Raw genomic sequence first — 12256 nt, 5'->3', positions numbered from 1 at the left:
AAAGGGAAAAGGAGCTGTCTTATGAAACTATTATCCTATCGCTATCAACAGCATGAGAAGTTTGGACCGAAAGTGAAAAAGCAAGAAGCCGTATGGGATGTTCAAAAGATCAATGAGCACTTTGGTAAATTTACAGATTTTCCTGCTACTCTTGCAGAGGGAACGGCAACGGGCATGGACTTCGTCGAGCAAATCAATAAGTTAGTAAAACTAGCTGAGATAAGTGACGAAGCAGGTACATTCAAGCATGAGTTTACGGATATTGAATGGTTGTCGCCGATTCCACGAACACCTAAAAACATTTTTGCTATCGGTAAAAACTATGCAGATCATGCAAAAGAAATGGGTGGAGAGGCGATTGATTTTGTAGTTTTCACAAAATCTCCAACAGCTATTGTCGGAGATGAGGCAACAATTTCTCTACACACTGACGTGACGAGTCAGTTAGATTATGAAGGGGAACTTGCCATTGTCATCGGAAAAGGTGGGAAGTCCATTCCAGAACGTATGGCCTTTGATGCAATCTTTGGTTATACAATCGGCAACGATATTACCGCACGTGACCTTCAAAAGAATCACCAACAATATTTCTTAGGGAAAAGTCTTGCAGGAAGCTGTCCACTGGGTCCTTACGTAGTGACAAAAGATGAACTTCCAAACCCACATGAACTGACAATTGTGACGAAAGTAAACGATGAAATTCGTCAAAATGGAAAAACATCGACTATGGTCTACTCGATTGAACAAATTGTTTCAAAATTGAGCGCGGTTGTGGAGCTCGAACCTGGAGATATTATTTTAACAGGAACTCCTGCAGGTGTTGGAAAAGGATTCGATCCACCAAAGTTTTTAGCGTCTGGTGATATGGTTAAAGTTTCCGTAGAAGGTATCGGTACGCTCGTCACACATATTGAATAATTAGGAGGAACGACATGGACTTTTTAGCATCAATTCATTTACACATCACGACTTGGGTGTTGGCAATTGCTCTTTTCTTCATCGCTTACCTCATGCCAGCAGCTGCAAAGAACACGAAAATCGTACATATGATTTTACGTGTAGATTATATTTTAGTAATTCTTACAGGACTTGCTCTTTTCATTGAGGGTATGGGCTTTGGAATGGGCATGCTGTACGGGTTTAAATTTTTAGCAGGCGTGTTGGTCATCGGTATGATGGAGATGGCGCTTGTGAAAAAGAAAAAGGGCCAGCCATCTACATTATTTGTTGTATTGATGCTTGTGTTCTTATTCGTAGCTCTATTCTTAGGATTCAAGCTTCCAATGGGATTCAATTTCTTAGCGTAATCCATTTCACCACTCGACTTCGGTCGGGTGGTTTTTTGTTGGTCACATAATCTTCAGATTGTAGCAGGTGAATTTCTCTTTTGCTCTGGTACAATAAAGAAAGATGAAGGAGGAAGTAGCCGAATGAAACGCATACCATTACTAGTAGTAGCCGTCTTACTGCTAAGCATACCTACACCTGCATTTGCTTCATTGCAACAGGAAAGTATCTATGACTTACTCGTTGACCGCTACTTTAACCAAACGTCTAACAACGACATAGACGTCAATACACAAGACCCGCAAGCGTTTGCGGGGGGAGATTTTCTCGGAATTCGTGATCGTCTCGCACACATTCAAGACATGGGATTTACCTACATATCTATAGGTCCCATCTTTGAAACCGAAAAGTATGATGGCTCTGAGATTAGTAGCTATTCTTCAATCGAGTCTCGATACGGAACAGAAGAAGAATTTGTAGATTTACTAGACGAATTACACGCAAAAGATATGAAGCTTATGATCGACTTACCCATTGGTGATGCAACGCCTGAAAACCTTCAAGAGATGCAAGCGTTTGTTGAAAGGTTCCCTATTGACGGGGTGAAACTGACAAACATCCCTGCAACCATCACACCGGAAGTTGAACAATTTGTCGCTGCAATCAATACAGATGAACGTGATGTCATCAGTTTAGAAGAAACTGATCTCGAACTCGATGCAAACTATTCATCTGATACGACTACTGCATTTCAACAAGCGTTCAAAACAGTCGACCAACCGATGAGTGGCCTGATCAATTTTACTGAATCAGACATACTAACATTGGATACTTTAGTAACGGAACGCTTTACTTACTTCAGTACTGAAGAAAACATGTTCCCCCCTACACGTATTATGGTAGCTATGGGAGCGCTTCTTACATTGCCAGGAGTACCTGTAATGACATATGGAACAGAAATTGCCATGAACGGTGATTCACAAGAATCTAGTCACCAAATCATGAACTTCCGTGTTGATGAAGATATCATGCTATTTATCGAGGACTTACAAACCATTCGCAACCAATCGGAAGCCCTTCAGCGTGGTGATTTCGAATTGTTGCAAGAAGAGGATGGATACTTAGTTTTTAAGCGCTCTACAGAGAATGAGGCTTTTATCGTAGTCATCAATAATACGAGTGGCACGAAAACATTTGCTGCTTCAGAAGAAATTGTGGGAGTCGATAAGGAGTTGCGTGGTCTATTTGGGCGTGACGTGGTGCGTCAAGCAGATAATGGAGAGTATCGCTTGACGATTGACCGTGAATTAGTTGAACTCTACCATGTGAAAGAAAATTCAGGGTTAAATACGGCTTATATTATTGCTATGGCAATTGCTTATGCTTTGTTCTTAGGTTTTATTTACCTTGTTTGGAGAAAAGGGAAGCAAAAACGTGCACAACAGAACTAAAAAACCGGAGAGCCACTTTGGCCCTCCGGTTTTTTTACGTCAATTTATTGTAGAAGAATACAGATAAAGCACCCGGTCCAACATGGGCACCGATAGCGGAGCCAATCATCTGAATCTCAAAATCTTTTACTCCGTATGTTTCTTCAAGCAGTGATTTTAATTCATTGGCAGCAGTTTCATCGTCACCGTGTGAGATATGCACGGTTTGCTTTGCTAACTCACTTCCGTTTTCACCGACTAACTCCCCGAGTCGTTTGATTACTTTTTTGCGACCGCGAATCTTCTCAATCGGAATCAACTTTCCATCTTCGACATGTAGGACAGGCTTGATGTTTAATAGCCCCCCTACAAATGCGCTCGTCTTAGAAACGCGTCCTCCACGTGCCATATAATCTAAATCTTCTACTGTAAAGAAGTGCTCGATTGTTGAAATTGTGTCAAGAAGTTGCTGTTCGATTTCTGAAACAGAAAGCCCTCTTTCACGAAGAGTGACAGCTTTTTTAACAAGCATTCCATAGCCAAGTGAAGCACATTTTGAATCGACAACAGCAAATTGGAAGTCAGGATAACTCTCTTGCACTTGATCACGCATCATTACCGCAGTATTATACGTTCCAGATAGTTCAGATGAGAATGCAACATAGACTCCTTGTTCTCCACGCTTTGCTAACGATTCAAACTCTTGTAAAAACGTTTCAGGGGACACTTGAGAGGTTTTAGGTTGGTGGCCCTCACGAATTTTGTCATACACTTCTTTTGCTTGGATTCCTAGGATATCTTCATAATCGTTTCCTTCGATATGTACACGGAGTGGGAACAAGTCCACGTCCGCTTGTTGGAAGTAGGCTAAAGGAAGATCAGTAGCACTATCCGCGTAAATTTTCATTGTATTCCTCCTATACATGTAGTTTTAAACTCAAACGCTCTTCTAAATAAATCCCTATACCATCTTCATTGTTTGTGCCGATGATTTCATTTGCAATTGATTTTAAAGGATTGATGGCATTGCCCATTGCAACACCAGTTCCAGCGTACTCAATCATTTCCAAATCATTGTCTTCATCTCCAAAAGCAATAATACGGCTCTTTGGAATATTTAAGTGTTCAGCCACAGGTTGAATGCCTACAGCCTTATTCAACCCACTTTTGACGATTTCAATAACATGCCAAGGTGCGCCCCAGCGTCTGTGGTCGATCACTTCTGCATGAACGTCACGAAGGTGTTTTCGAATCGATTCAACATGTTGCTCATCTGCATGAATCAGCATACTTGTTGGATCTTGCGTCAGGTATTTACGTAGGTCACCCGTCGTAAACTTCGGGTCTCCCCATGCAAATGCATTCATGATTTTTTCATCATGTTGATGCAAATACACATCATCTAATACTTCTGCTAGCAAGTTTTTCACTTCGTAATCCTCAACCGCATCAACGACCTCTTTGACAACTTTTAAATTGATTGGTTCGTGTCGTGTTTGCCAGCTAGAAGATAGTGGGTGATGGACATACGCTCCGTTGAAGTTTACAACCGGTGTAGTCAAACCAAGCTCTTTATAATACATACCTGTTGCACGGAATGGGCGCCCCGTCGCAATCATAATTTCGTGCCCAGCTTCTTTTGCTTTTCTAAGTGTTTCTTTTGTGCGTGGTGAAATCACTTTCTCATCTGTTAATAGTGTTCCATCCAGATCTAGTATGATCAAATGTTTTTCCATACTTTCACCTCTCCCTACACACTAGTGTACTCTTCTCACGAAACAGCGTCAAAGGTGGCAATTGTAAAGTTCATTTGATACACTACAAGTAACGGAAAGGTGGGAATTAAAATGGATCAAGATATGAAAGATAGTATGATGAGTGCTCTTGAAGAAGTCATCGATCCGGAGCTTGGAATTGATATCGTCAACCTTGGTTTAGTATACGATGTTGACTTGTCTGAAGAAGGATTGGCTGTAGTAACGATGACGTTGACGTCAATTGGCTGTCCGATGGGGCCGATGATTGTTGATCAGGTTAAAACTGCTCTTGGTCAGTTACCTGAGGTAAAAGAAACAGATGTAAATATTACGTTCAATCCACCCTGGTCACGTGATCACATGTCACGCTACGCTAAAATTGCATTAGGCATTCGCTAAATTACTCAAAACTCGACAGTTGTCGAGTTTTTTTGTTTACAGCATTTTACTTTACAAGGTGTCGAATCAGTTTGTATAATCAAATTAGTCAAAGAAGGTCAAAGTCAGGAGGAACTTACGATGCAAATGAATCAAATGCCGTCAGATGACAAAACACCTTTAGAGCAGTTTGGAAGAAACTTGGTCAGCTACGCCAAGGAAGGAAAAATGGATCCAGTGATTGGCCGCGATCAAGAAATTCGGAACGTGATTCGAATTCTTTCTCGGAAAACAAAAAACAATCCAGTTCTCATAGGGGAACCAGGAGTAGGGAAAACAGCGATTGTAGAAGGACTTGCCCAACGAATTGTTAAAAAAGATGTACCTGAAGGATTGAAGGACAAAGAAATCTATGAACTCGACATGTCTGCATTAATTGCTGGTGCAAAGTACCGAGGTGAATTTGAAGAACGCTTAAAGTCTGTCTTAAAACAAGTTAAAGATAGCGAAGGCTCTATTTTACTTTTTATCGACGAACTCCATACGATAGTCGGGGCTGGCAAGACAGACGGTGCGATGGATGCAGGGAACATGTTAAAGCCCATGCTTGCTAGAGGGGAGCTTCACTGTATAGGAGCAACAACGCTAGATGAGTACAGACTTTACATTGAAAAAGATCCTGCATTAGAGCGTAGATTCCAGCAAGTTCTAGTGAAAGAGCCAACTGTGGAAGATGCCATCTCTATTCTTCGTGGGTTAAAAGAACGTTTTGAACTGCATCATGGTGTGCGCATTCATGATCGTGCGATTGTAGCAGCTGCAGAGTTATCGAATCGTTATATTACGGATCGCTTCATGCCAGATAAAGCGATTGATTTAATTGACGAAGCCTGTGCAATGATTCGAACAGAAATTGATTCAATGCCACAAGAACTCGATGAAGTGACGCGTAAAATCATGCAACTTCAAATTGAAGAACAAGCATTGATGAAAGAAAAAGATGTCGCTAGCCAAAAGAGACTACAGAATTTACGCCAAGAATTAAATGCACTTGAATCCTCTTCATCGGAAATGAGAAATCAGTGGGAAAGCGAAAAGGCAGAATTAAAAGCAGTTCAAGGCAAAAGAGAGGCATTGGACCGCTTGCGTAGGGAGCTTGAGGAGGCAGAATCGGCATACGATCTAACAAAGGCCGCGGAACTGCGTCATGGGAAAATTCCAGAAGCTGAAAAAGAAGTAGCGGCACTTGAACAAGCTACTCCAGTTGAAGGACGCATACTACGTGAAGAAGTAACCGAAGAAGAAATTGCTTCAATTGTAGCAAGATGGACAGGAATCCCCGTCACAAAACTTGTCGAAGGAGAACGCGAGAAGTTATTACGGTTAGAAGAAATCTTAGCTGAACGCGTTGTAGGGCAGGAACAAGCCATTCAGTACGTTTCAGAATCTGTTCTCCGTGCGCGTGCAGGAATTAAAGATGCGCACAAACCAATTGGATCTTTCTTGTTCTTAGGGCCAACTGGCGTTGGAAAGACAGAGTTAGCCAAAACGCTCGCTGCACAATTATTTGATTCGGAACAACATTTCATTCGAATTGACATGTCAGAGTATATGGAGAAGCATAGCGTATCAAGATTAGTGGGAGCGCCTCCTGGCTATATCGGATACGAAGAAGGGGGGCAGTTAACAGAAGCTGTTCGAAGAAATCCTTATTCCGTCGTGTTACTTGACGAAATAGAAAAAGCTCATCCTGATGTAGCGAATATTCTACTCCAGATTTTAGACGATGGCCGTATCACCGATAGCCAAGGACGTCTCGTCGATTTTTCGAACACAATTGTTATCTTGACGTCGAACATTGGTTCCTCTTATTTAATTGAAACAAAAACCGATGTGGATCAACATCATCACGATTTGGTCATGCAAGCACTTCGCCAACACTTTAAACCGGAACTGTTAAATCGGATGGATGATATTGTGATGTTCCATGCTCTTGGCAATGAGCACTTTGAGAAAATTGCAGCTAAATATATGAAAGAACTCGCTGTAAAACTCCATCAACAAGAAATTGAGCTGGAAGTCGATGATTCTGTTTATAAGTGGATTGTTGAACAAGGGGTAGATGCTGCGTACGGGGCAAGACCACTGAAACGATTTATACAGCGCAATATAGAGACTCAAGTAGCCAAACAGCTCATCCGTGCAGAAGTAGTACCAGGCCAAACAATCAAACTGTCAATTGAAGATGGTCAGCTTCAACTTTCTGTTTAAAATTGTGAATGAAGAACTGATTTTCAGATTTAGTGTAAGTCTACAATTCAACTAAAGAGTGTAGGGGTGACTCCAGCGGGATTAAAAGCGGAAGCTGAGACCTTGGCTCAGCCCGCGCCCGCGGAACGCTCCCCCTGCACGCTCATTGAACGATCATTCTAAGCTCTAATATAAGAGATAAAAAAACAGTATCTTCTCCTGATTAAAACCAAGAGAAAATACTGTTTTTATTTTCTAACCACATCACCAATTAATGATGAGCATTTTTAGGCATCTTCGGAAGCAAAGCATCAATTAAAATGATAGCTACTGCCATGACAACACCCATAATAAGACCATTCGACAAAACGAAGTCTACATTAATTACAGCGCTTACTACATAATTTAACATTGTCACTAAAATTAGTGACCAAAAGAGAACTGTTACGTATTGCATAGTCGTCACCTCAGTCAATTTTCTTCTTGAATCATACCACAAATTATTTCCCGAATGTATGAAAAACCTAAAAAACATCCTAAACATCAGCAGAGTGTTGATAAATGTTCACGATTTCGATATGATTATGACCAGGTGCTAATAATAGATAGTAAAGAAAAGAGGATGACAAAATGGGTGTAGGCATATGGGGAATTGGATCCTACGTTCCAGAAAACCGAGTCACAAATGATGACTTGGCCGAACGAATGGAAACGTCAGACGAATGGATCAAATCACGGACAGGAATAGAGGCACGACATCTGGCAGATGAGTCACAAGATACTTCGGATATTGCATATGAAGCAGCACGGAAAGCATTACAGAACGCCCAAGTCGAAGCTACAGACATTGATTTAATTTTAGTGGCTACAGTAACTCCTGATCAGCCATTTCCAACGGTTGCAAACATGTTACAACACCGACTAGGTGCTACAAAGGCTGCTTCCATGGATGTGTCAGCTGCTTGTGCTGGATTTATGTATGCATTAATTACAGGTTCTCAGTTCATTCAAACAAATGTCTATAAACATGTTTTGATTGTAGGCGTTGAAAAGCTATCTAAGATTATAAATTGGGAAGATCGCACGACAGCAGTTCTGTTTGGAGATGGGGCTGGAGCGGTCGTCCTTGGGCCAGTTACAGAAGGGAACGGAGTTTTATCATTCGAACTTGGTTCGGATGGAAGTGGAGGCAAACATTTATCTCAACAAGGTGACCATATTCAAATGAACGGACGTGAAGTATTTAAATTTGCAGTTCGTCAAATGGGTGAGTCAGCAGTCAATGTGATTGAGAAAGCAGGACTCACAAAAGAGGATGTTGATTTCTTGATTCCACACCAAGCAAACATTCGTATTATGGAAGCTGCTCGAGAACGATTAGATTTACCGGAAGAGAAGATGTCCAAAACTATTCATTTGTATGGAAACACTTCTGCGGCTTCCATACCTCTATCGCTTGACTATGAACTAAAACAAGGCAAAATCAAAGATGGAGATGTCGTCGTCATGGTAGGTTTTGGTGGCGGTTTAACTTGGGGCGCCATTGCATTGCGTTGGGGAAAATAACTTGAAATGAGGGATTGAATTGGGTAGACGAGTAGTAATTACAGGAATAGGTGCCGTGACGCCTCTTGGAAATACAGCAGTTGAAACGTGGGAAGGGATTAAGGCTGGTAGATCTGGAGTCGGACCACTTACACGACTAGATGCAGATCAATTTCCTGCAAAAGTAGCTGCAGAGGTAAAAGGCTTCTCTATAGAAGACTTTATTGAAAAGAAAGAAGCTCGCAAGATGGACCGCTTCACACATTATGCACTTGCCGCTTCTATAGAAGCAATGAGAGATGCAAATTTGGAGCTAGATGAAAGTACTGGGCTACGAACAGGTGTCTGGATCGGCTCTGGAATCGGTGGGATGGAAACATATGAAAGTCAATTCCGGACGTTTTTAGACAAAGGTGTTCGACGTGTAAGTCCGTTTTTCGTACCGATGATGATCCCGGATATGGCTTCAGGTCAAGTGTCAATTTATTTTGGTGCAAAAGGAATCAATTCCTGTTCTGTGACAGCTTGTGCGTCTGGAACAAACTCTATAGGAGATGCGTTTAAAGTTATCCAGCGTGGAGATGCGGACATTATGATTACAGGTGGAGCAGAGGCACCTATCACCAATATGGCAGTGGCAGGATTCTGTGCAAATACCGCTCTGACTACGAATCCAGACCCTTCTACAGCTTCACGTCCATTTGATTCGAACCGTGACGGTTTTGTTATCGGAGAAGGTGCAGGAATAGTCATTTTAGAAGAATTAGAGCATGCACTTGCACGTGGAGCAAAGATTTATGCTGAAGTTGCTGGGTACGGCTCAACTGGAGATGCACATCACATTACAGCTCCAGCACCTGAAGGCGAGGGTGCCGCTAGAGCAATGAAACAAGCGATAAATGATGCGCAGGTGTCTCTTGATGAAGTAGGGTACATTAATGCACATGGTACAAGCACGCCTTACAATGACTTATTTGAAACACAAGCTATCAAATCTGTATTTGGTCACCATGCGCATAAGCTAGCAATAAGCTCTACAAAATCAATGACTGGTCATTTATTAGGTGCAGCAGGAGGGGTGGAAGCGATTTTTACGGCGTTAGCTCTCAAAGAAGGAATTCTTCCTCCTACAATAAATTTACAATCTCCAGATCCTGAATTAGATTTGGATTATATCCCAAATGAAGCACGTGAGAAAACAGTTTATGCAGCCATTTCAAATTCACTTGGATTTGGTGGTCACAATGCAAGTTTAGTTTTGAAAAAATATTAATTATATTGCGAAATAATAAAAGCTGCTGATAATTTATCAGCAGCTTTGTTTAATTCTACAATACTTTAGTGAGTTGTAGCGCTAAATCATTACACTATGCCATAAGGCGCATATGGAATGAATCATTACTCATTTCTTAAAAAAATTTTCCCAATATTGTATTTTGCGCAAACCCTTGTCTCTCTAAGGTTTACAAAGTTTTCTAAATAACTAGAATGCTCGAAATTATGAAATGAGCCAAAAAACTTATTGTCACTGTAATAATTCTGTAATAGAATTTACATCTAGGTGAACAATTAACTGAAAAATAGAAACTTTGAAATATCAACTTAGTAAAAACATCTTAGTGAAACTTGAGAGGAGCAGTAGGTTGAATAACGCATCAGAACTATTAACCATCTCAGATTTACATACGGGCTTCAGCATCAAGGATAAATATTACAACGCAGTGGATGGAGTTTCCCTAACACTTCGTAAAAATGAAATTCTTGCAATTGTAGGAGAGTCAGGATGTGGGAAAAGCACACTTGCCACTTCAATCATTGGACTACATAACTCCAACAAGACCCGTGTAATCGGTGAAATTAAATTTAAAGACTTAAACTTAGCCGCTCTTTCAGATGAAAAAATGAACAAAGTTCGTGGAAATGATATCGGCATGATTTTCCAAGATCCGCTTTCAGCATTGAATCCGTTAATGCGAATCGGGGATCAAATCGAAGAAAGCTTGATTTACCACACGGATTTAACGCAAGAACAACGCAAAGCACGCGTACTTGAATTGCTTGCACAAGTTGGAATTCCAAATCCTACTCGTACTGCTCGTCAATTCCCACACCAGTTGTCTGGTGGTATGCGTCAACGTGTTATTATCGCAATCGCAATCGCATGTAAGCCATCTATTATTATTGCGGATGAGCCTACAACTGCATTAGACGTAACGATACAAGCACAGATTCTAGATCTTTTGATTGAATTACAGAAAGAAACTGGCGCTGGTATTATCTTGATCACACATGACCTTGGTGTAGTAGCTGAAGTCGCTCACCGTGTAGCGGTTATGTATGCAGGTCAAGTAATTGAAGAAGCACCAGTAAATGAATTGTTCAATAATCCAAAGCATCCATATACACGTTCTTTATTAAACTCAATACCACAAGCGCACAGTACAGAAGATAGACTGCAAGTCATTCAAGGACTTGTCCCTTCTCTAATTAACTTACCGCGTGAAGGCTGTCGTTTTGCTCCACGTATCCCGTGGATTCCAGCCGAAGCACACGAAGCAGATCCAAAGCTTCATGAGATTGCACCAGGACACTTTGTGAGATGTACCTGCTGGCAACATTTTTACTTCCAGAGTGAAGAGGAAATGGGAGGTATCATCGAATGAGTTTCATGCAGATACAAGACCTTCGTGTACACTATCCGATTCGCGGAGGATTCTTTAACACCATTCAAGATCACGTTCTTGCTGTTGACGGCATTAACATGGAATTTGAACAAGGCAAGACATATGGTCTAGTAGGCGAATCGGGCTGTGGGAAATCCACAACTGGAAAGTCTATTATCGGATTAGAAAAAATTACTTCTGGAAAAATCATCTATGAAGGTAAAGATGTAACGAACTCTCGCAGACAACGTAATTCTGCCTACAATCGTGACATTCAAATGATTTTCCAAGATGCACATTCTAGCTTAAATCCACGTAAACGTGTATCAGAAATTTTAGCTGAACCAATTCGTAACTTCTTAAAATTATCGCCTGATGAGGAACGTCGTCGTATTAACGAACTGCTTGCTATCGTCGGGATGCCTGAAGATGTGAAGTTGAAGTACCCACATGAATTCTCAGGTGGTCAGAAGCAACGTATCGGAATTGCCCGTGCAATTGCGACAAACCCTAAATTAATTATTGCAGATGAGCCAGTATCAGCACTTGACCTCTCTGTTCAAGCGCAAGTACTGAACTTCATGAAAGATATCCAACAAGAACTAGGTCTTACTTATTTGTTTATCTCTCACGACCTTGGTGTCGTTAAACATATGTGTGACGAAATCAACATCATGTATAAAGGTCGATTCGTAGAAACAGGAACTCGTGATGAAATATACGGGGACCCACAACACATCTATACGAAACGTTTATTATCTGCAATTCCAAACATTGATCCTTCTACACGCGATGAGCGTAAAATTGAGCGCCAACGTGTGGAAGCGAACTATCATACAGAAAACAAAAAATATTTCGATGAAAATGGTCGAGTATTTGATTTACGCCCAATCTCTGACACGCACCAAGTGGCGATGACAGCAGCAGAACAGGGGGGCAACTAACT

At 41.2% G+C, this 12256-nt stretch carries 12 protein-coding genes; 9 read left to right on the top strand and 3 right to left on the bottom strand.

Annotation, left to right across the window (positions count from 1 at the left end; all coding sequences use genetic code 11):
* The first annotated feature begins 21 nt into the window (after nucleotides 1-21).
* From AB5N96_RS12765 to AB5N96_RS12755, 3 genes are all read left to right on the top strand, one after another.
* Nucleotides 22-918 carry a fumarylacetoacetate hydrolase family protein gene (locus tag AB5N96_RS12765; protein WP_204588867.1) on the top strand — a complete coding sequence of 299 codons (897 nt, stop codon included), beginning with the start codon at nucleotides 22-24 and terminating at the stop codon, nucleotides 916-918.
* Nucleotides 919-932: 14 nt separating this feature from the next.
* Nucleotides 933-1307, top strand: coding sequence for a YisL family protein (locus AB5N96_RS12760; protein ID WP_204588868.1), 375 nt, complete (start codon nucleotides 933-935; stop codon nucleotides 1305-1307).
* A gap of 123 nt (nucleotides 1308-1430) precedes the next feature.
* Entirely contained in the window at nucleotides 1431-2738 is a 1308-nt protein-coding gene (locus tag AB5N96_RS12755) for an alpha-amylase family glycosyl hydrolase (protein WP_392456041.1), read from the top strand.
* A gap of 34 nt (nucleotides 2739-2772) precedes the next feature.
* Here the strand turns inward: AB5N96_RS12755 and AB5N96_RS12750 are convergent, their stop codons facing one another.
* Both AB5N96_RS12750 and AB5N96_RS12745 read right to left on the bottom strand, forming a co-directional pair.
* Nucleotides 2773-3624, bottom strand: a complete 852-nt coding sequence (locus AB5N96_RS12750; RefSeq protein ID WP_204588870.1) for a DegV family protein — start codon at nucleotides 3622-3624, stop codon at nucleotides 2773-2775.
* A gap of 10 nt (nucleotides 3625-3634) precedes the next feature.
* Nucleotides 3635-4453 (bottom strand): Cof-type HAD-IIB family hydrolase, encoded by an 819-nt coding sequence (locus AB5N96_RS12745; protein ID WP_499705700.1) that lies wholly within the window; start codon nucleotides 4451-4453, stop codon nucleotides 3635-3637.
* Nucleotides 4454-4564: 111 nt separating this feature from the next.
* On the opposite strand from AB5N96_RS12745, the gene AB5N96_RS12740 reads away from it, so the two are divergent.
* Entirely contained in the window at nucleotides 4565-4873 is a 309-nt protein-coding gene (locus tag AB5N96_RS12740) for a metal-sulfur cluster assembly factor (protein WP_204588872.1), read from the top strand.
* Nucleotides 4874-4993: 120 nt separating this feature from the next.
* Entirely contained in the window at nucleotides 4994-7123 is a 2130-nt protein-coding gene (locus tag AB5N96_RS12735; protein WP_239584738.1) for an ATP-dependent Clp protease ATP-binding subunit, read from the top strand.
* A gap of 250 nt (nucleotides 7124-7373) precedes the next feature.
* Here AB5N96_RS12735 and AB5N96_RS12730 read toward each other — a convergent pair whose 3' ends face one another.
* Nucleotides 7374-7559, bottom strand: a complete 186-nt coding sequence (locus AB5N96_RS12730; RefSeq protein ID WP_204588873.1) for a YjzD family protein — start codon at nucleotides 7557-7559, stop codon at nucleotides 7374-7376.
* Between the two features lie 173 nt (nucleotides 7560-7732).
* Between AB5N96_RS12730 and AB5N96_RS12725 the strand changes: the two genes are divergently transcribed.
* The 4 genes from AB5N96_RS12725 (at nucleotide 7733) to AB5N96_RS12710 (ending at nucleotide 12254) form a co-directional block, all read left to right on the top strand.
* The gene (locus AB5N96_RS12725) at nucleotides 7733-8668 is read left to right on the top strand and encodes a beta-ketoacyl-ACP synthase III (protein ID WP_392456045.1); all 936 of its coding nucleotides are present in this window, start codon (nucleotides 7733-7735) and stop codon (nucleotides 8666-8668) included.
* Nucleotides 8669-8687: 19 nt separating this feature from the next.
* A complete protein-coding gene (fabF, locus tag AB5N96_RS12720; protein ID WP_204588875.1) occupies nucleotides 8688-9920 on the top strand; it encodes a beta-ketoacyl-ACP synthase II in 1233 nt (410 codons plus the stop codon).
* A gap of 370 nt (nucleotides 9921-10290) precedes the next feature.
* A complete protein-coding gene (locus tag AB5N96_RS12715; RefSeq protein WP_204588876.1) occupies nucleotides 10291-11310 on the top strand; it encodes an ABC transporter ATP-binding protein in 1020 nt (339 codons plus the stop codon).
* Nucleotides 11307-12254 (top strand): ABC transporter ATP-binding protein, encoded by a 948-nt coding sequence (locus AB5N96_RS12710; protein WP_204588877.1) that lies wholly within the window; start codon nucleotides 11307-11309, stop codon nucleotides 12252-12254. The genes AB5N96_RS12715 and AB5N96_RS12710 overlap by 4 nt, the downstream gene beginning before the upstream one ends.
* Nucleotides 12255-12256 lie beyond the last annotated feature (2 nt).

The organism is Chryseomicrobium imtechense (genome assembly GCF_041475995.1).
Lineage (GTDB): Bacteria > Bacillota > Bacilli > Bacillales_A > Planococcaceae > Chryseomicrobium > Chryseomicrobium aureum.
The sequence above is the reverse complement of the archived record's forward strand: the minus strand, read 5'-3'. Positions and strand labels throughout refer to the sequence as shown.